General features: G+C 68.0%; 19 protein-coding genes. 4 read left to right on the top strand and 15 right to left on the bottom strand.

Annotated elements, in window-relative coordinates:
• Nucleotides 1-16 precede the first annotated feature (16 nt).
• The 4 genes from narI to E7Z53_RS03890 are packed head-to-tail and all read right to left on the bottom strand — an operon-like array spanning nt 17 to nt 6,934.
• Nucleotides 17-850, bottom strand: a complete 834-nt coding sequence (gene narI, locus E7Z53_RS03875) for a respiratory nitrate reductase subunit gamma (RefSeq protein WP_109244522.1) — start codon at nt 848-850, stop codon at nt 17-19.
• On the bottom strand, nt 847-1,545 hold the full coding sequence (narJ, locus tag E7Z53_RS03880; RefSeq protein ID WP_017834488.1) for a nitrate reductase molybdenum cofactor assembly chaperone: 699 nt from the start codon (nt 1,543-1,545) through the stop codon (nt 847-849). Before narJ ends, narI begins: the two co-directional genes overlap by 4 nt.
• Nucleotides 1,545-3,215 (bottom strand): nitrate reductase subunit beta, encoded by a 1,671-nt coding sequence (narH, locus tag E7Z53_RS03885; protein WP_176337199.1) that lies wholly within the window; start codon nt 3,213-3,215, stop codon nt 1,545-1,547. The genes narJ and narH overlap by 1 nt, the downstream gene beginning before the upstream one ends.
• Nucleotides 3,215-6,934, bottom strand: coding sequence for a nitrate reductase subunit alpha (locus tag E7Z53_RS03890; protein ID WP_176337200.1), 3,720 nt, complete (start codon nt 6,932-6,934; stop codon nt 3,215-3,217). The genes narH and E7Z53_RS03890 overlap by 1 nt, the downstream gene beginning before the upstream one ends.
• 422 nt (nt 6,935-7,356) lie before the next feature.
• On the opposite strand from E7Z53_RS03890, the gene moaA reads away from it, so the two are divergent.
• The 4 genes from moaA to E7Z53_RS03910 are packed head-to-tail and all read left to right on the top strand — an operon-like array spanning nt 7,357 to nt 9,762.
• The gene (moaA, locus tag E7Z53_RS03895; RefSeq protein WP_058874006.1) at nt 7,357-8,478 is read left to right on the top strand and encodes a GTP 3',8-cyclase MoaA; all 1,122 of its coding nucleotides are present in this window, start codon (nt 7,357-7,359) and stop codon (nt 8,476-8,478) included.
• 39 nt (nt 8,479-8,517) lie between these two features.
• A complete protein-coding gene (locus E7Z53_RS03900; protein WP_017834538.1) occupies nt 8,518-8,853 on the top strand; it encodes a MoaD/ThiS family protein in 336 nt (111 codons plus the stop codon).
• Nucleotides 8,850-9,443: a molybdenum cofactor guanylyltransferase gene (gene mobA / locus E7Z53_RS03905; protein WP_051063819.1), complete on the top strand. Its 594-nt coding sequence runs from the start codon at nt 8,850-8,852 to the stop codon at nt 9,441-9,443. Before E7Z53_RS03900 ends, mobA begins: the two co-directional genes overlap by 4 nt.
• A gap of 28 nt (nt 9,444-9,471) precedes the next feature.
• Nucleotides 9,472-9,762 carry a DUF6457 domain-containing protein gene (locus E7Z53_RS03910; protein ID WP_058874004.1) on the top strand — a complete coding sequence of 97 codons (291 nt, stop codon included), beginning with the start codon at nt 9,472-9,474 and terminating at the stop codon, nt 9,760-9,762.
• Between the two features lie 314 nt (nt 9,763-10,076).
• Here the strand turns inward: E7Z53_RS03910 and E7Z53_RS03915 are convergent, their stop codons facing one another.
• The 11 genes from E7Z53_RS03915 to E7Z53_RS03955 all read right to left on the bottom strand — a co-directional run bounded on the left by E7Z53_RS03915 (nt 10,077) and on the right by E7Z53_RS03955 (nt 19,632).
• Nucleotides 10,077-10,544: a pyridoxamine 5'-phosphate oxidase family protein gene (locus E7Z53_RS03915; RefSeq protein ID WP_058874003.1), complete on the bottom strand. Its 468-nt coding sequence runs from the start codon at nt 10,542-10,544 to the stop codon at nt 10,077-10,079.
• 25 nt (nt 10,545-10,569) lie between these two features.
• Nucleotides 10,570-11,772 carry a globin domain-containing protein gene (locus E7Z53_RS03920; protein WP_176337201.1) on the bottom strand — a complete coding sequence of 401 codons (1,203 nt, stop codon included), beginning with the start codon at nt 11,770-11,772 and terminating at the stop codon, nt 10,570-10,572.
• Between the two features lie 178 nt (nt 11,773-11,950).
• Nucleotides 11,951-12,283 carry a cupin domain-containing protein gene (locus E7Z53_RS03925; protein ID WP_058874019.1) on the bottom strand — a complete coding sequence of 111 codons (333 nt, stop codon included), beginning with the start codon at nt 12,281-12,283 and terminating at the stop codon, nt 11,951-11,953.
• Nucleotides 12,284-12,462: 179 nt separating this feature from the next.
• Nucleotides 12,463-13,761 (bottom strand): multicopper oxidase domain-containing protein, encoded by a 1,299-nt coding sequence (locus E7Z53_RS20700; protein WP_369597948.1) that lies wholly within the window; start codon nt 13,759-13,761, stop codon nt 12,463-12,465.
• Nucleotides 13,697-15,142 (bottom strand): hypothetical protein, encoded by a 1,446-nt coding sequence (locus E7Z53_RS20160; RefSeq protein ID WP_255219372.1) that lies wholly within the window; start codon nt 15,140-15,142, stop codon nt 13,697-13,699. Before E7Z53_RS20160 ends, E7Z53_RS20700 begins: the two co-directional genes overlap by 65 nt.
• 487 nt (nt 15,143-15,629) lie before the next feature.
• Nucleotides 15,630-15,758 (bottom strand): hypothetical protein, encoded by a 129-nt coding sequence (locus tag E7Z53_RS20165; RefSeq protein ID WP_255219373.1) that lies wholly within the window; start codon nt 15,756-15,758, stop codon nt 15,630-15,632.
• A 10-nt stretch (nt 15,759-15,768) separates the two neighbouring features.
• Entirely contained in the window at nt 15,769-16,023 is a 255-nt protein-coding gene (locus E7Z53_RS19950) for a VOC family protein (protein ID WP_217905350.1), read from the bottom strand.
• A 271-nt stretch (nt 16,024-16,294) separates the two neighbouring features.
• Nucleotides 16,295-17,005 (bottom strand): alanine--tRNA ligase-related protein, encoded by a 711-nt coding sequence (locus E7Z53_RS03940; RefSeq protein ID WP_176337202.1) that lies wholly within the window; start codon nt 17,003-17,005, stop codon nt 16,295-16,297.
• Nucleotides 17,005-18,255, bottom strand: a complete 1,251-nt coding sequence (locus tag E7Z53_RS03945; RefSeq protein ID WP_255219433.1) for an IS256 family transposase — start codon at nt 18,253-18,255, stop codon at nt 17,005-17,007. Before E7Z53_RS03945 ends, E7Z53_RS03940 begins: the two co-directional genes overlap by 1 nt.
• A 360-nt stretch (nt 18,256-18,615) precedes the next feature.
• On the bottom strand, nt 18,616-18,771 hold the full coding sequence (locus E7Z53_RS20170; RefSeq protein ID WP_255219374.1) for a hypothetical protein: 156 nt from the start codon (nt 18,769-18,771) through the stop codon (nt 18,616-18,618).
• A gap of 312 nt (nt 18,772-19,083) precedes the next feature.
• Entirely contained in the window at nt 19,084-19,632 is a 549-nt protein-coding gene (locus E7Z53_RS03955) for a hypothetical protein (protein ID WP_176337203.1), read from the bottom strand.
• Nucleotides 19,633-19,640 lie beyond the last annotated feature (8 nt).

The following is a 19,640-nucleotide window of genomic DNA, read 5'->3' on the forward strand; positions in this document are numbered from 1 at the left end:
TGGGCAGGGCGAGACGTCAGTGGCGACCGGCGCGGTTGCGGCCCGTGGGTGCTTTCGTGGTGCCACGGGCCCGGTCCCGGGTGCCCACGGGCTCCCAACCCCGGCGCACCGGGGCCAGGTTCGTTCCGGAGGCGCGGTCACGGGAGCGGTAGACGATGTAGGGGCGGAACAGGTAGTGCACCGGTGCGGTGAAGGCGTGCACCAGGCGGGTGAAGGGCCACAGCGCGAAGAGCGCCATCGCCCACAGGGCGTGCACCTTGAAGCCGGGGCCGGCCGCGGCCATGGCGGCGACGTCGGGTTGGAAGATCCAGATGGAGCGGAACCACGGGGAGACGGTCTGGCGGTAGTCGACCACGGTGGTGTCGAACAGGGACAGCACCGTGGTGCCCAGGCCCGTGAGCAGCGCGCCGACGAGCATGACGTACATGAGCTTGTCGTTCTTGGTGGTGGCCATGAACACCGGCCCGGTGGTGCGCCGGCGCCAGATGAGCAGCACGATCCCGACCAGGGTGCCCACCCCGGCGATCGTGCCGATGCCCAGGGCCATGATGTGGTACAGGTGCTCGTTGATCCCGACGGCGTCGGTCCAGGTGCGGGGGATCACCAGCCCCATGACGTGCCCGGCCAGCACTGCGAGGATGCCGAAGTGGAACAGCGGGGAGGCGATGCGCAGGATGCGGGACTCGTAGAGCTGGGAGGAGCGGGTGGTCCAACCGAACTGGTCGTACTTGTAGCGCCAGATCGAGCCGCCGATGATCAGCGCCAGCACGACGTAGGGCAGGGCACCCCACAACAGGACGTCCCCCACCCCGATCTCGACGGTCTCGGGAGGCGGAGCGGTGGGGATCATGGGCTGTTCCTTTCGGTGACGGGCAGCAGCCGGGGGTCGTAGGGGTCCAGGCCCACGGATTCGGTGGGCGGGCCGTAGCCGGCCATCCGCATCACCGCGTCGCGGTCCTCCGGGGAGACCCCGGGCAGGGTGGAGCACACCAGGGCGAGGGCGCCGCGGTGCGGCAGGCCGTCGTCGCGCAGGGACAGCCGCAGCAGCTCCAGGGACGGGCGGTAGCGCTGCAGCAGTTCGTAGCCGTCCTCGGGGGAGACCTTCGCGGTGAACTCCAGCACCAGTGGCAGGTAGTCCGGCAGCTCGGACTCGTCCAGCTGCGCCCCGTGGGAGCGGTAGATCTCTTTGAAGGCCGCCAGTGCCTCCCCACGGCGTCGGGTGTCCCCGTCGGTCCAGTAGGTCAGGTGCAGGCTGTGCCGCCGGGACAGGTCGAACTCCTGGACGTAGTCGGCCTGCACCTCATCCAAGGGGCGAGCCGTGAACCACTCGAACAGCTCCTCGACCTCCTCCACGGGGGCCTCTACCTCTGTGAGCGCCCCGTGCAGCAGCGGGAGCACCTCGAGCATCGCCGGGTCCGGGTAGCCCAGCAGCACTGCGGCGGCCTGCCGGGTCACCGCGCTGCGCCGGGGGTCCGGGTCGGCGTAGGCGCCCGGGTCGAGGGTGCCCGGCCCGGCCTTGCCGAGCAGCTTCTCCAGCAGCCCCATCAGCGCGCCCCGTTCCCGTCCTGGGGCGGGAACAGGCCCTGGGGCTTGCCCCGCCCGTCCCAGTTGAGCAGGTTGACCCGCCCTCCCAGTTCCTCGTTTCCGGTGGGGTCGGTCCCGCGCTGCCGTGCCTGCAGGGCCGCGAAGTTCTCGGCCGCGACCGGCATCGGCGTTCCGGAGGCTTCGCCGAACACCCCGGTCTGGCCCATGCCGGGCCCACCGTCCACGTCGAGGGAGCAGCCGATCTCCTCGAGGTTGTGCGCGTCCTCCAGGTGCGCGGAGGGGATGACGTAGCGTTCCTCGTACTTGGCGATCGCCATGAGCCGGTACATTTTCTGGATCTCGGTCCCGGTCATCCCGACGGCTTCGGCGATCGCCTCGTCCGCTTCCTCGCCCAGGGCGATGTCGCGCATGTAGGAGCGCATGGCTGCCAGTTTGTTGAGCACCTCCCGGATCTTCTCGGTGTCCCCGGCGGTGAACAGCTCGGCCAGGTACTCGACCGGGATGCGCAGGGAGTCGATCGCCCCGAAGAGGTTGGCGGCGTCCTCGCCGTCGTGGCCCTGGTCCTTGAGCAGGTCCACGACCGGCGACAGTGGCGGGACGTACCAGACCATCGGCATCGTCCGGTACTCGGGGTGCAGGGGCAGGGCCACCCGCAGCTCTTTGGCCAGGGTGTAGACCGGGGACTTCCGCGCCGCGTCCAGCCAGTCCTCGGGGATGCCCTCGGCCCGGGCGGCGGCGATCACTGTCGGGTCGTGCGGGTCGAGCATCAGGTCCAGTTGCGCCTCGTAGAGGTCTTGTTCGTCCGGGGTCGCGGCGGCTTCGGTGACCCGGTCGGCGTCGTAGAGGAAGATGCCGATGTAGCGCAGCCGGCCCACGCAGGTCTCGGCGCACACCGTGGGGATCCCGACCTCGATGCGGGGGTAGCAGAAGGTGCACTTCTCGGCCTTGCCGGACTTGTGGTTGTAGTAGATCTTCTTGTACGGGCAGCCGGTGACGCACTGGCGCCAGCCGCGGCACTTGTCCTGGTCGACCAGTACGATGCCGTCCTCGGTGCGCTTGTAGATCGCCCCCGAGGGGCAGGAGGCCATGCAGGAGGGGTTCAGGCAGTGCTCGCAGATCCGGGGGAGGTAGAAGGCGAAGGTCTGCTCGAACTCGAACTTGATCTTCTCCTCCGACTCCTTCCGGACCTTCTCCACGATCGGGTCCAGGTGGCCCATCTCCGGGGCGCCGCCGAGGTTGTCGTCCCAGTTGGCCGACCAGGAGATCTTCATGTCCTCGCCGGTGATCAGGGACTTCGGTCGGGCGACGGGGAAGTCGGTGCCGGCGGGGGCGTTGGTGAGGGTCTCGTAGTCGTAGGTCCACGGCTCGTAGTAGTCGTTGAGCTCGGGCTGGACGGGGCTGGCGAACAAGCCGGCCAGCTTCGCCCAGCGCCCGCCGGATTTGAGCTTGAGGTTGCCGCGGCGGTTGAGCTCCCAGCCGCCCTTCCACTTCTCCTGGTCCTCGTACCGGCGGGGATAGCCCTGCCCGGGACGGGTCTCCACGTTGTTGAACCACACGTACTCCGTGCCGGCGCGGTTCGTCCACGCCTGCTTGCACGTCACCGAACAGGTGTGGCACCCGATGCACTTGTCGAGGGCCATCACCATGGCGACCTGGGCCATGACTCGCATCAGTACTGGACCTCCTGGGAGCGCTTGCGGACCACGGAGACGATGTCGCGCTGGTTGCCGGTGGGCCCGAGGTAGTTGAAGGCCCAGGACAGCTGCGCGTAGCCGCCGATCATGTGGGTGGGTTTGACGAGGATGCGCGTGACCGAGTTGTGGATCCCGCCGCGGCGCCCGGTCGCCTCGGACTTCGGGACGTCGATCAGGCGCTCCTGGGCGTGGTGGACGTAGACCACCCCGGCCGGCATCCGGTGGGAGACGATGGCCCGGCCGATGTAGACGCCGTTGGTGTTGAGGCACTCGACCCAGTCGTTGTCGGCGACCTCGATGAGTGCGGCGTCCTGGGGGCTCATCCACACCGTGGTGCCCCCGCGGGCCAGGGAGAGCATGAACAGGTTGTCCTGGTACTCCGAGTGGATCGACCACTTGTTGTGCGGGGTCAGATACCGCACGGCGATCGACAGCTCCCCGCGCTGCCCGAGCTTGGGTTCCCCGAACAGGCGGTGCATGTCCAGGGGCGGCCGGTAGATCGGCAGGGACTCACCCATGTCCTTGAGCCAGTCGTGGTCCAGGAAGAAGTGCATCCGCCCGGTGAGGGTGTGGAAGGGCTTGAGCCGTTCGATGTTGACGGTGAACGGGGCGTAGCGCCGCCCCCCGGTCTCGGAGCCGGACCACTCCGGGGAGGTGATCACCGGGACCGGGCCGGCCTGGGTGTCGGCGAAGGTGATGCGCTTCTCCTCGGAGCCGCGGGCGAGGTCTGCGAGCTCCACCCCGGTGCGCTTCTCGAGGGTCTCGAAGCCCTGCACGGCCAGCTCCCCGTTGGTGGTCCCGGAGAAGAGCAGGATCGCCTCCGCCATCCGCGCGTCGGTGTCCACGGCCGGGCGGCCCGCCGCGGCCCCGGAGTCGAACACCCCGTGCAGGCGCGCCAGCTGGTCCACCTGGTGGGAGACGTCGTAGGTGATGTACTTCGTGGTGAGGCCCAGCTTCTCAGCCAGTGGCCCGACCGCGGAGAACTTCTCCCCGACCGCGGTGTAGTCGCGCTCCACCACCTGGAGGTTCGGCAGGTTCTTGCCCGGTACCGCCGGGACGTCGGTGCCCTTCCAATCCGGGGCGTGGCCCCCGGGTTGGGCGAGCTCGCCCGGGGTGTCGTGGGTGAGCGCGGTGGCCACCATGTCCTTGCGCACCCCGAGGTGCACCTTCGCCTGCCGGGAGAACTCCTCGGCCAGCAGCCGGAACAGGTCGTAGTCCGTCTTCGCTTCCCACGGCGGGTTGATCGCCGGGGTGAAGGCGTGCACGTAGGGGTGCATGTCGGTGGAGGACAGGTCGTGCTTCTCGTACCAGGTCGCGGCGGGGAACACGACGTCGGAGAGCAGGGTGGAGCTGGTCATCCGGAAGTCGGCCGATACGAGCAGGTCGAGCTTGCCCTCCGGGGCCTGCTCGTGCCAGGTCACGTCCTTCGGGCGGGAGGTGGAGTGGTCGGAGCCCAGGACGTTGTGGTGGGTGCCCAGCAGGTGCTTGAGGAAGTACTCCTCACCCTTAGCGGAGGAGCCCAGCAGGTTGGAACGCCACAGCATCAGGGTGCGCGGCCAGTTCTGCGGAGCGTCGACGTCCTCGACGGCGAAACGCATGTCCTGCGCCTTGAGTCGATCCGCGACCCACCGGGCCTCATCAGGTGCTTCCCCGCGGGCCACACCCTCGGAAGCGGCGTCGGCCACGTCCAGGGAGTTCTGGTCGAACTGCGGGAAGAACGGCATCCACCCCATGCGGGTGGACTTGGCGACCACGTCGGCGGTGTGCATGCCCTTCAGGTGACCCTGGGCCAGCGGGGACTGCAGCGAGTCGGAGGAGTACCCGTCGGAGCGGAACTGGTCAGTGTGCATGTACCAGAACGCGGTGCCGATCATGAACCGCGGCGGGCGGGTCCAGTCGGTGGCCGCGGCCATCGTGGCCTGGCCGGTGATCGGTCGGGTCTTCTCCTGGCCCACGTAGTGCGCCCACCCGCCGCCGTTGCGGCCCTGACACCCGCACAGCATCAGCATCGCCAAGATCGCCCGGTAGGTGACGTCCCCGTGGTACCACTGGCAGATGCCGGCCCCGAGAATGATCATCGACCGGCCGCCGGACTTCTCCGCGTTGGTGGCGAACTCCCGGGCGATGCGGGCCACCGCCGCCGCCGGGACCGAGGTGATCTCCTCCTGCCACGCCGGGGTGTAGGGGGTCGCCACGTCGTCGTACCCGGACGCCCACTGGCCGGGTAGCCCGGCCCGGCCCACCCCATACTGGGCGAGCATGAGGTCGAAGACCGTGGTCACCGTGCGTCCGGCCACTTCGGTGACCGGCACCCCGCGGTGGACCACCGAGCCCTCGCCCGTGGCATCGGTGAACGCGGGCAGATCGATCACGCTAGTGGCCTGCTCGTAGGACGCTGAGTCGGCGACGGACAGGGCCGGGCGCACCCCCTGCAGGTCCAGGTTCCACTTCCCCTCGTCGGCCTCGTTGTAGCGGAAGCCCGTCGACCCCTGGGGCACCACCGGAGTGCCCGCGTCCCGGTCCAGGAGCACGGTCTTGAACGCCGCGTCCGCGGCCTCTGTCTGCCCCAGGTCCTGGGCAGTGAGGAACTTGCCGGGCACCACGGTGCCGTCTGGGCGCTGCTCGAGGGTGACGAGGAAGGGCAGGTCGGTGTACTGCACCACGTAGTCCTCGAAGAACGGCACCCGCCGGTCCACGAAGTTCTCCTTCAGGATCACGTGGCCCATGGCCATGGCCAGGGCGGCGTCGGTGCCGGCCTGGGCGGGCAGCCACTCGTCGGCGAACTTCGTGTTGTCGGAGTAGTCGGGACTCACCGAGACGACCTTGGTGCCGCGGTAGCGGGCCTCGACCATCCAGTGCGCGTCCGGGGTGCGGGTGACCGGGATGTTGGAGCCCCACATCATCAGATAGGTCGCATCCCACCAGTCGCCCGACTCGGGCACGTCCGTCTGGTCCCCGAAGACCTGGGGGCTGGCCACCGGCAGGTCCGCGTACCAGTCGTAGAAACTGTTCATCACCCCGCCGATGAGGTTAAAGAACCGGGCGCCGGCCGCGTGGGAAACCATGGACATCGCCGGGATCGGGGAGAACCCGGTGACCCGGTCCGGGCCGTAGGTCTTGATCGTGTGCACGTGGGCGGCCGCGGTCATCTCGAGGGCCTCCTGCCAGCTGGAGCGCACCAGCCCGCCCTTGCCCCGGGCCTGCTGGAACGCCCGGCGCTTCTCCGGGTCCCCGACCACGGCCTGCCAGGCCAGGACGGGGTCCCCGCCGACCTCTGCCTTGGCGGCCCGGTACATCTCCAGCAGCACCCCGCGCACGTACGGATAGCGCACGCGGGTGGGGGAGTAGGTGTACCAGGAGAAGGCGGCCCCGCGGGGGCAGCCGCGTGGTTCGTACTCCGGGCGGTCCGGGCCCACGGAGGGGTAGTCGGTCTCTTGGGCCTCCCAGGTGATGATCCCATCCTTGACATAGATCTTCCAGGAGCAGGAGCCTGTGCAGTTCACCCCGTGCGTGGAGCGGACCACCTTGTCGTGGCTCCACCGGTTCCGGTAGAACGCGTCCCCGGCCCGCCCGCCCTCGCGGAAGACCGCGCGGCCGTCCGGTGACTCCTCCCAGCGGGTGAAGAACTTCCCGAGCTTGAGCAGGGCGTCGGAGGCAGGACCATCGGTGCGCGGCGGGACGGATTCGGTCGTCATGGAAAGAAACCTAGTAATGCGCCGGCAAGAATGCCATTCTTACGCGTTACTGATCGTCGCGCCACGACTTGTTCTGGCCATAATGCATTCCGTGGTAAATGCTGACGTGTCATATGTTTCAGAAAGAGAACTTTGTTTCAGAAGGCGAGCCCATTGCGCTCCCTGAGGCGGCATGTCGGGGATCTAGGGCGGTTGGCTCCCCTAGCCGAAAGCTTCGAAAATCGTTCGATTCGAATCACTGGGATTTCGTCATATCGGCCTGCCCTAATCGTGTCCCTAATGCCCGGGACGCACGGTGTTGTGCGCAACCCAAGGAACGATCAGTAACTTTTGGGGACCAGCAAGGTGACCCCATAAGGTGGGTCAAATAACGCAAGTGATGTCTGTGCTATTGCGCTGATCGATATGTTGGAGGCGGTGACGTGGGCGTTTCCCTGGGACTTCCGCAGATCCGCGGTGCCGGTCCGGGCCCCAGCGGCGCGCCCCGGGAGGCGGGGCTCGCCGACCGGCACGGCCGCCGGGCCACCGACCTGCGGCTGTCGGTCATCGACAAGTGCAATCTGCGCTGCACCTACTGCATGCCCGCCAAGGGCCTGCCCTGGCTGCCCGCCGCCCGGCTGATGAGCGCCGGTGAGATCACCCGCATCGTCGACGTCGGGGTCCGGCAGCTGGGGATCACCGAGCTGCGCCTGACCGGCGGGGAACCCCTGGTGCGGGCCGACCTGGAGGAGATCGTGGCCGGGGTGCGCACCGCCCACCCGCAGCTGCCGGTCTCGCTCACCACCAACGGCATCGGCCTCGCTACCCGGGCCCAGGCCCTGGCCGCGGCCGGGCTGAGCCGGATCAACATCTCCTTGGACACCCTGGACGCGGCGACCTACCGGGCCCTGGCCCGCCGGGACCGCCTGGCGCAGGTGCTGGCCGGGGCCGAGGCCGCGGCCGCCGCCGGGCTGGCCCCGGTGAAGATCAACGCGGTGCTAATGCGCGGGGTCAACGACCACGAGGCCCCCGAGCTGCTCGCCTGGGCCCTGGAGCGCGGTTTCGCCCTACGGTTCATCGAGCAGATGCCGCTGGACGCCGACCACGGCTGGACCCGGGCGGAGATGGTCACCGCCGCGCAGATCCGCCACCGGCTCAGCACCCGGTTCCGGCTCACCCCGCACCCCGGCGCCCGCGACGGCGCCCCGGCCGAGCTCTGGGACGTCCACCCCACCACCCCCGCCGGGGCCCCCGAGGAGGTTCCCGGGGCCGGGGAGGCGCCGCTGGGGACCGTGGGTGTCATCGCCTCGGTGACGGAGCCCTTCTGCGCCGACTGCAAGCGGACCCGGATCACCGCCGAGGGCAGGGTCCGGTCCTGCCTGTTCTCCCACGAGGAGGTCGAGCTGCTGCCGCTGCTGCGCGCCGGTGCGACCGACGCCGAGCTCGCCGAGCGGTGGCGGGCGGCGATGTGGGCCAAGCCGGCCGCCCACGGCATGGACCACACGGGCCTGGACTCACCCGACTACGTCCAGCCGGAGCGGCCGATGAGCGCGATCGGGGGCTGAACCCGTGGCCGCCCCACCACACCGACCGGAACAGGAACGATGACCCAGAACACCACAGAGAGCAACCCCCGTACCCTGACCTCCGCGACCAGTACGACCATGCGGGTACGGTACTTCGCGGCTGCACGCGCAGCCGCCGGGACCGAGGCCGAGACCCTTGAGCTGCCCACCGGAGACGGCGCGCCCCGTACCCGCGCTGATGTGGAGGTACTGCTCGCGCAACGCCACCAGCAACCGGTGCCTGGACAACCGCTGCTGGGCCAGGTGCTGTCCCGTGCCAGCTTCCTGCTCGACGGGGTGGCCTGCCCAGATGCGGCGGCCGAGATCCCGGACGGGGCCGTGCTCGACGTCCTGCCGCCCTTTTCCGGCGGATGAACACTCCGGCCGGTGCTCTGCTCTTCCATGTTGTGGTCCTGGCCGGGGGCCGATCCTCCCGGCTGGGCGGCACACCCAAGGCGAGCCTGCGGCGAAACGGGCGCACCCTCGTGGAACTCACGGTGGAAGCGGTCCAAGGGGCTGCCGGGGTCGTTGTGGTCGGACCCGCGGAGCTGGCCGTCCCCGCGGGCGTTCTGCGCACCCGGGAGGATCCGCCGTTCTCCGGGCCGGCTGCGGGCATCGCGGCCGGGCTGGCCGCCCTCGAGGCGCTGCCGTTGGCGGACTGGACCATGACCCTGGCCTGCGACATGCCCGAAGTGGCCCGCGCCGTACCCTTGCTGCTGGGGTCCGCCGGGGCCGCGCCCGAAACGGACGGACACATCGGCGTCACCCCCGACGGTCGCCGCCAGCCGCTGGCCGCCCTGTACCGCACCGAGGCGCTGCGCGCGGCCTACGCGGACCAGGACCCCACCAACCGCTCGGTACGCTCCTTCACCCACGACCTTCTCCTGCAGGAGGTCACTGTGGCCGAGGACGCCACCGCGGACGTGGACACTTGGGACGACGTGCACAAGTTCCGGCTCAGCTGACAGAAGACCCCGAGGAAAGGAACGCGGCATGGCGAAGAAGATGACGTCTGAGGAACGACGCCTGCTCTCCGAATGGATCGCCCAGCTCAAGACCGAGTTCGAGCTGGACGCCATGGACGTGCCTCTGGACGACCTGCTGGCTCTGGCCGGGGTAGTCTCCACCGGGGTGGCTCGCCCCGCCGTGCCGGTCACGGCCTATGTCGCCGGATACCTCGCGGCACTACGCACCCGGCAGGCACCGGATCACGGCGCCGCCCACACCATTCAGGACGTCATCGCGGTCGTACCGGTACCTGCTGCGGATCCACAAGACACCTGATCCTGCCCCGGCTCCTGGCACAACCCCAGCTGCGGTGTCGAGGTGCCTGGTGATGCCGTGGATGAACGCGCCCGCCACCACCGCGGCCCCGTCCCTGTTCCGGGGCTCGCATGGCCTCGCCACGGGGACGGTGGGTGGAGCCAGCAGGACCGAGCAGGGCGGAGTCAGAGCGGACTGCTGACACCGGCAGCACTGCCGGCCCCGGCGCATCGCCCAGTGTCACCGGTGCTCGTCGTCGAGCCCTGTGGCCTCGCACGGGCGAGGCCACAGGGCTGGACTGAAGAACCGACCCAGACGGTCGGCGTTGCGGTGGGTCAGTCCACGGGTGAACGCGGTGCCTCCGACAGACCGGTGCGCCACGCCTTCGGGTCGGCCACCTGGAACCGGCGTCCCGACACGGTGGTGGGGCCGATGCGCACGAACCGTCCCTTCGGTCCACTCTGCCAGGGCAGCAGCGGCAGGCTCAGCGTGTCGGTCAGTTCCTCGATACCGCGGATCTGCTCGGACCGTCCCTTGACCACCACGCTCCACGCCCGGTTGACCGACGCTTCGTACCCGTCGATCTCCAGGGCCACGGGCACACCTGAGAGAGCCGCCGAGAGCTTGGTGCCTTCCGTGGTGCGGAACACCAAGCTGCTGTGATCCACCACGTAGTTGATCGGGAAGATCTCCGGGTGGTCCTCCACCCAGACCGCCAGACGGCCGATGCCGGTCGCCCGCAACAGCGTCCAGCAAGCACTGGCCGACAGCGTTTCGATTCTTTCCTCGTACTCCTCGGTCATGACATCCTCCTCAGAACTTGCGTTCCTACTCGAAATCGGCGAGCCACAGGTCGGGGCCGAACACCTCGTACTGGATGTCCTTGGCCGGCACTGCGTGGGCGATGAGGTCGCTGCGCACCGCTTGCATGAACGGCAGGGGCCCGCACAGGTAGTACTGGGCCTGTGTGGGCAGCTCCACCGCCCGCACGTCCATCAGTCCGGCGTGCTCGTTCGAGCCCGGGGTGGAGGAGGGGTGTTCGAACCACACGGCCAGGGACCCGTCCATCAATTTTCCGAGGTCGGTGGTGACCTGGGTGCGCAGCGCGAAGGCCTCAGGGGAGACATCAGCGTGCAGCAGCACCACCTTGCGCTGAGCCCCGGCCGCGACCAGGTGGGAGAGCATCCCGGCCATCGGGGTGATGCCGATCCCGGCGCTGACCAGCACGACCGGGCGGTCGGTGTACTCCAGGACCACGTCCCCAAAGGGCGCCGAGAGGGTGATCTCGTCGCCGACCTGCACCTGATCGTGCAACAGGGTCGACATCTCCCCGGCCGGGGTGCCATTGCCGTGGACGCGCTTGACGGCGAACACCCGGTGCCGCCCGTCGTCGGCCTTCGTGAGGCTGTACTGGCGCGGTTGGTGCACCCCGTCGGGCATCGGCATCTTGCACGTGACGTACTGGCCCGGCAGCGAGGGCTTGACCTCCCGCTCATCGACGCGCTCCACCACGAAGGTCGTGACGTCGGCGGTCTCCGGGATCTTCTCGGCCACCCGCCAGGTGCGCCACACGGTGTCCGGGGACAGGCGGGTGGCCTCGTAGAGGCCACGCTCCTGGGTGATCAGCGCATTGGCCATCAGCCAGTACACCTCGTCCCAGGCCGCGGCGACCTCCTCGGTGACGGCCTCGCCGAGGACATCGACGATGGCCCACATGAGGTGGTCATGGACGATCTGGTACTGGTCCGGGTGCAGCCCGAGGGAGACGTGCTTGTGCGCGATGCGCGAGAGCAGATGGTCGGGCAGCTCGGTGGGCCGGTTCACCAGGTATCCGGCGTAGCCGGCCACGGACCCGGCCAGGGCCTGCTGCTGACGGCCGTCGGCCTGGTTGCCGCGGTTGAACAGCCCGTCCAGCAGCTCGGGGTGCTCGCCGAACATGTGCGCGTAGAAGCGCCGGGCAATCTCGTGGATGTTCTCCCCGACCACGGGCAGGGTGGCCTTCACAACGGGGTAGGCGGTGTCTGACAGCATATTTTGCTCCTCTGATGGGTTCGGCAGGATCAGGATTCTGGCGGTTCATGCCCGAGCTGGCATCGGGTTCTCCAGCGGGTCCCGGTGCGAGCACCAAGCGGGTGCCGCATCGTCGCTCAACGGGAAGTTGGGCGATCATTGTGCGCGGTAGCGGGTGCCGTGGCCGCGCATCGGGAATTCAGCGGTGTTTGGCCACGCTCAACAGCACGACGGAGTCCTCCACCGCTTCCAGCCCGTGACGGGCCTGCGGGACGATGAGCAGATCCCCTGGGGATCCGTTCCACTGAAGCTCCCCGGCGCTCAGGAGCACTCGTCCGTGGAGGACGTGCACGGTGGCCTCACCGGGATTGTTGTGCTCGTTCAACCCGGAGCCGGCTCGCAGCGCGATGACGGTCTGGCGCATCACCTGCTCATGGCCGCCGAACACTGTGTGAGCGCTGCGCCCACTCGGGGCCTGCTGGGCGATCTCCAGCTGGTGGCGGGCCAGGGCGGTCAACGACGACTTCTGCACCATGATCATTCCTTTCGGTAGCGATGGACGGGTTCGTTGTGGCCGTACCGGTGGGTCCCGGCCACTCACACGGCCTCCACCGCGCTCTGCCCTTCGGGCGGGCGGGAGCGTCACAAACCTTTGACTGTCGTCCTGACAGGCAGGTACGAGTGGGCTTCGTCGGGCGCGCAGAGGAGGTGTCACGGGGGAACCCGGATCAGCCCTCTGGCCCCGCGTTCGGCCTCGGCCAGGGAGTGATTGACGAACGGGTAGGTCCCGGGCTCGGAGAACTCCAGCTCCACGAACCCGCCCTGGGCCGGTGCCAGGTCCAGGACCTGGGCCCCGCCCTGCCCGGTGCCACCCGGAGGCAGGAGATAGGCGCCCTCCTTGTAGACGGTGTCGAACTGGCCACCCACCACATGGAAACTCATCCCCTTCGACGGCCCGGCGGCCAACACCCAGATCCGCACCCGTTCACCGGTCCGCGCAGTGAGCGGGTCGTGGACGTACTGGGTGGCGTGCCCGTTGAACATCGTCAGCGACGGCACGCCCTGCGCGACCCGCTCCGGGGCCACCACCGCGTTCGCCCCTCCATCGGCAGTGTCCCCGGCCGGGGAGAGATAGGTCTCGTTCTGCACCAGCAGGAACTCCCGGTCCACGCCCGGCAGACCGGGCGGGTCGATCACCACGGCCCCGAACATCCCGGCCGCCAGATGCGTGCTCATCGGAGCTGTGGAGCAGTGGTAGAGCCAGATGCCTGAGCGAACGGCCTCGAACCGGTAGACCAGCGACTCTCCCGGGGCGATGGTGCGCATCGGCCCGTCCGGGGCGAGTGCACCGGCGTGGAAGTCCACCGAATGCCCCATCGAACCGTCATTGACCAGGGTGATCTCGAAGACATCGCCCACCCGCCCGTGCAGGGTCGGGCCCATGTACCGGCCGTTGTAGGTCCACCCCTGCAACTGCATTCCCGGGGCGATCTCCTGCGGTATCTCCTCGACCTCGAGCTCCACCCGGTGCACCCGGCGCCCGCTCTCCGGCTCACCGTCCACCGGTTCCAGCACGGGGGAGCGGGTGTCGAACTGATCCCCGGGTGCGGCGCCGAAGTCCACGGCCGGGTCTGGATCCGCGGCCGGATCCGCGGCTGGATCCGAGGCGGGCGCGTGCAGGCCGGGGTGCCCGGGCGCCTCCTGCGCTGCCGCCGGTGCCGCAGCCACGGCGGTACCGTCTGCGTCGACCGCGATGACGTCGAAGCCCATGCCCATGCTCTTGTGCCCGACGATCGAGCACCAACCCTCCACCGACCCACCGATCACCCCGGCATCGACGGTCACGGTCTGCCCGAGGGCCACCCGGCCGCTGCTGGCCCCGGAAGCCAGGACGAGGTCATGGACGTTCGTGGGGTCGTTGTTCGTCAGCTCGATCACCAGCTCGTCACCCACCGGGACCTCCACCGAGGCCAGCTCGAACCGCATGCCCTCCTCGGCGCTGACCTCCACGGTGGTGGTCCTTCCGGTGGCCTGCACCGGGCCGGCGCCCTGAGCGCGAAGATCGAAGCCGGCCGCCGCCGGATTCAGCGCGATGCCCACCACCACCGCGGTGGCCACGGTGAGGACCCCGGCCACTGCCCCGCGGACATGCCGGGAAGCCGGCACCTCCCCGCCCGGGGCAGCCGGGCTCGGTGCCGACGTGTCCGCCCGGGCCCGGTTTCGAGACGGCGGTGCCGCAGCGGCCTTCCGCCCGGCCACCGAGACCTTGGCCGCAGAGACCATCAGAGGAACAAAGGCGAAGAACACCGCGGCCCCCAGCACCGAGACCACGGCTCGTACCCAGGACGGCAACAGACCGGGGGGGCAGACTGAACAGCAGCACGCACAGATTGATGACCACCACACGGAACATGGCCGCCCGGTTGATCACCTGATTGGCGGCCCGCACGGTCGCCGGGCCGCCGCCCATAGTGACAGGCAGGAGATAAGTCATGGCCCCCAGCAGTACTTGGGCCAGGAAACCGGCCACGAACGGCACGGTCAGCTGCCGCAGCACCGCGGTCTCGAATCCGTGCCCGGCCACCAGCCAGGTGATCACCACCGTCGTGGCCAACCACCACATCACCCCGGCAGCCACGGAGAAGCCCGCATAGTCGGCCGGCCGCCGACGGCAAGCGGTGCCGGCCATGACCACCGCCACGGCCACCAGCCCACAGATGTAGGCGGCCAGACCGGCCACCGTCACCCACACCGTCCCGAGCAGGGATCCCCCGACCGTGGTCACGATCCCCCCGGTCATCACCGGCAGAGCGACTGCGGTGATCCGAGAGGAGAAACCGACCATGCGGGTGCGCAAGATCGTGGGCCACAGCGTCAGCAGCGTGCCCGCGACCGTCAACCCCACGAAGCCCAGCACATTGGTCGCCTCGTGCGCCAACAGGACCCGGGCATGCCACGGTGCGGACAGCCCGGCGGCCAGCACGGCCCCCAGCACCGCCCCGACGGGCAACAGGAACGCCGCCACCACGTAATACTTCACGGTCACAGCGAATCGCGACGGCAGCGCCGTGCGCAGCTGCCCCAGCAGCGCAGTGCCGTGCCAGGTCAGCGCGGCCCCGATCAGGACCGCCGCCAGCACGGTCAGCCAGTACCAGGTGCTCAGCAACCCGGCGATCAGCAGCACGATCCCGACGTTGAGCGTGCGGATGCGGGCCAGTTGCCGTCTCCTGGCGCCATCGGGCAGCCGGTTCTTCAGCAACGACTCGGTGAAGTGCTGGGACCACACCATGATCGAATTGGTGATCAAGCCCAGGGTCACCAGGTGCACCATCACCCAGCGGAAGTCAGGAACCCAGCGATGGACCAAGATGACGACCAGCAGCACGCCCATCCAGATGCGGATCGGTGCGGCACTCCGGCGATGCCATGACGCGCGGCCGTGGAGCCGTGGGCGACTGGTCACGTGACTCATCCATTCTTAATCTTGCATTTCATTTGCAAGTATAGGTGTCGTCATCGGCTGCCCATAACGCGAGGAAGTCGCGATCCTGAGGAGAGGGGGTTGCAATCGGCCCGAGAGTTGGCGCACGACCACGTTCGCCGGATGGACCCGCTCACTTGTACCCGATGACCACACGTCATCACCGTCGTCATCGATGACCGATCCGCACGATCGGCCACCACACGCATGAGTCGGAAAAGACCGCGCAGCACCCTGATTGTCCTGTCGCTGCCACCCCACACCGATACCAAGCCCCGCGCAGGAAGTGCGGAGTCGAGTGAGGGAGTCGGGGCGCCTCCACCGCTTTACATATGGCCCGGTTCTCGGACACCCGCAAGAGTGACGTTGCGGTAGGGGTTGTTGTCCGGGCGATGAGCTAGTCGGATTGGATGACCAGCAGCATCGTGCCTTCGGGGTCACGGACGTAGGCAATGGTCTCGCCCCACTCCATGGCCTGGGCGCCGACCGGTATCGCCACACCCGCCCGGTGGGCGGCCTCCAGCACCCCGGGGAGGTCACCGACATAGACGCACAGGTCCACCCGGTGGCCGGTTGCCGGTTGCCGGCAGCGGTGTGTGGCCGTACATGGCCGGGGTGGTGCCAGTACCCAGGCCCAGCTGACCGGTCCCGATCCGGAGGACGAGGTAGGACGGTTCTCCGGTCTCGGGGAATTGGTAGGTCTGGACGGCGCCGAACACCCGCTCGTAGAAGTTCCGGGTACCTGGAAGGTCTTGGCAGTTGATGATGGGAAACAGCTCGTGCCCGCTCATGGCCCGACAGTAGCCACAGTCCGTCTCCGGGCGCACGCACCTGTGCGGGTCGATCTAGAACAGCCGTTCACATGAAGGGCAACAAGTCCCTGGGAGACCGGGCACCCCACAACTGTGCTCTCTTTGAGTGGGTATCTGTCGCTGGTCTTGGCGGCTGGAGGCGGATGCGCTCTAGAAAGTGCTCGCAGATCTCCTCTGGCAGGCATGGACATCAGCTGGCCCGCGGTATCGAACTGGAATCCGTCCGACATCCCCGTCGGTGTTGCAGGGATCAGTCCAAGATCTGGAACTTGAGTCGCTTTTGGCCCTTGCCGGAGGAGGAGTATTTGACGACGCCGACGCCTCTCACCTCGGACAGGTCTGCGACATGGGTTCCACCGTCGACCTCTCGGTCGACACCCACGATCTCCACCACCCGATAGGTTCCCTGGGCTGAAACCGGTGCCCTGTTCGAGACGAGCTTCACCAGCGAGGGGTCATGGTCGATCGTTTCCTGTGGAACTTCGGAGACGCGGACCGGGGCGCCGTGGGCGATGAGGTCGTTGGCGAGCTCGACGCAGCGGAACACTTTCTCTCGGTCCAGTCCAGGGCCGAAATCGATGCGACCGGTCCCGTTGCGCATGTCGCCGCCGGCGACTTTGACGCCGAACTCCTCCCAGGCAATCCCTACCAGGCAGTGGAACGCCGTGTGTGTCCTCATGTTGACGTAGCGCGGCTTCCACTCCAGCGCCGCTTCCACTGACCCGTGTGCGGCTGGTACGGCCTGGTCCAGTTCCACGGTGACGAGTTCATCGTTCTTCTGCACCGACTTCACCTGGTACTGCGCTGAGCCCCAGCGGATGGTTCCGGTATCCGGGTCTTGACCACCACCGCCGGGGTAGAAAGCGCTCCGGGCCAACCCCACCTGGTGGGAGCCGATCTTCCACACCTCGGTTTCCCGGGACTGTCCGATAAGCGGTGTGTGGGGTCCGGCGGTTTTCATCAGTGAGCGGTTCTCTCAAACCGTCCGGCGAAGGTGATCGCGAACGCGTTCAGCGCCGGCTTCCACCTCATCACCCAGCGTGCTCTACCGCCGCCGGTCGGATCAAGAGATCTGGTGACGAGGTAGAGGCACTTCAGCGCAGCAGCCTCGTTCGGGAAGTGCCCGCGCGCCCGCACCGCCCGCCGGTAACGGGCGTTGATCGACTCGATCGCGTTCGTCGTGCAGATCACCCGGCGGATCTCCACGTCGTACTCCAGGAAGGGCACGAACTCCGCCCAGGAGGACTCCCACAGCTGCACGATTGCCGGATACCGCTGGCCCCACTCGGCCTTGAACTCGGCAAACCGGTCCTTCGCCGCGGCCTCGGAAGGGGCGGTGTAGACGGGCTTGAGGGCCTTGACGATGCCGTCACGGTGCTGGCGACCGGCGTAGCGGAAGCTGTTGCGGATCAGGTGCACGATGCACTGTTGAACCACCGTCTGCGTCCAGGTGGTCGTGATGGCCTCCGGCAGGCCTTTTAGCCCGTCGCAGACGGCGATGAGCACGTCTTCGACGCCCCGGTTCTTCAGCTCGGAGAACACCTGCAGCCAGAACCGGGCGCCCTCGGCGCCGTCACCGGCCCAGATCCCGAGGATCTCGCGTTCCCCGTTCACGGTCACGCCCATGACGACGTAGAACGGCGTGTTGCGCACCTGCCCGTCGCGGACCTTCACCACGATCGCGTCGACGAAGAGCACCGGGTAGAGCGGGTCCAGCGGACGCGAAGACCACTCGGCCAGCTCGCCGGCGACCTTCTCGGTGATCCGGCTGATGGTGTCCTTGGAGACCTTCGCCCCGTAGACCTCCTCGAAGTGCGCCACGATCTCCCCGGTGGTCAGCCCGCGGGCGGAGAGCGAGAGGACGATCTGGTCGATCCCGTCCAGGCGCCGCTTCCGTTTGGGCACGATCACCGGCTCGAAGGACCCGTCCCGGTCCCGGGGCACCTCGATCTCGACGGGGCCGATCTCGGTCAGCACGGTCTTCACCCGGGTCCCGTTGCGCATGTTGGCCGCGATCGGGGTCTGCCCGTGGTCGTGACCGAGGTGCTCGGTCAGCTCGGCTTCCAGGGCGGTCTCGAGAACGTTCTTCGTGAGCTGGTTCAGCAACCCGCCCGGGCCTACCAGGCTCACCCCTTGCTCCTTGGCCTGGGCGAGCAGCCGTTCGGCGAGGTCCTTCTGATCGATGATCTCTCCCGTCACGGGATCGATCATCGTGCCTGTCATCTCGGTCGTGGACTCTGACACGGCCGTCTCCTTTCGGATCAGGCCGGACCCTCACACACCGTTGTTCTTACAGTCCTGGTTTCCCAGCTCCTGATGTAGGAGTCCTCGAGCTCGAGTCGTTGCGTGTGCACTAGCGGTTCTCCTCCTCTAGCCATCCGATGACCTGGTGCAGGGCCGCGGTCCAGTGCTCCTCGATCAGTGCGCACGCCTGATCCCTGCGCCCTGCTTCCAGGGCAGTAACGACTTCCGAGTGCTCGTCGAGGGTGCCGCCACGCCACTAATCCCTTTCCATGTACAGCACGATGTATCTGGAGAGACAGTTCGCACGTGGTCGGACAGGTACATCCGCTAGGCGTTGTGGGCGGCCGCAACGATGATCGTATGGAACGCCCGATCCCACCCCCACCACTCGGTGACACTGCTTCCAGCTGCCGAGGCCCGTTCCAGCACCTTTCGCCCGGACTGGGCCCAGGGGGCGTCGAAGACGCCGTTCTTCACGGCCATCTGCTCGATCTCCCAGATGCATTGGTAGAAATCTGTGGCATCTGCTGCCGAGATCGCCCGAACACGGAACCCTCGGCCCTCCGTCGGCTCTAGTAGGCCGGCATCGCTGAGTTTCAGCAACGCCTCCCGTGCAGAGGTCCGGGAGACACCGAGCTAGGCCGATGCTGAGGACGGTCTCACGTCCAGGGCATCTACGGCCAAGGAGGTCCAGTTGCGTGAAGTGCTTCGAACGCGAGATCTCCTGAACCAGGGGGAACTCGTGTACGAACTCGCCTTTCGAGATCGACCGCTTTCCAGGAGCCGTGGTGAGCATCATTGTTCCCCGGTCAGCACACCAGGACTACGTTCGGCAGCACTGGCGGTGACAAGGTTGTGGCGGTGGAGTCGGAGACATGCGATGAAGGCCGCGACGGCGGCGATGGTGTTGAAGACCATCCTGGAGCGGGCGTGCCAGGTCGTGAACTCGGAGGCGACCTGGCGCAGATACTCGGCGGAGTGCACCGCTGATCCTTCGATGAACATGATGTCGTTGCGTGGCCAGAAGTACAGCATCGAGACCACTCCCTCCAGCACGAACATGGCCAGGCTCAGTAGCACCCACCAGCGGACTGTGGGCAGCCGCCAGGTGAGCACCAGGGTGGCCGCGCCGAGGACCCAGACGGTGAAGCCGAGGGGCGGGAAGAAGTCGGATGGACCGGTCACGGCGAGGAACTCCATCGTCAGCTCCAGTGACGCTGGTGGGTCGGCGAAGATGTTGGGGTAGAGCATGAATGTCTCCAGCACGATGGCACCGAACAGGGTCATCGTCATCCACAGGTAGGCGATGAGGACGGGAAGGGCTAGGCGGCGCAGGGTGGGCACGGGGTGTT

This window comes from Kocuria salina (genome assembly GCF_013368965.1).
Classification (GTDB): Bacteria; Actinomycetota; Actinomycetes; order Actinomycetales; family Micrococcaceae; genus Kocuria; species Kocuria rosea.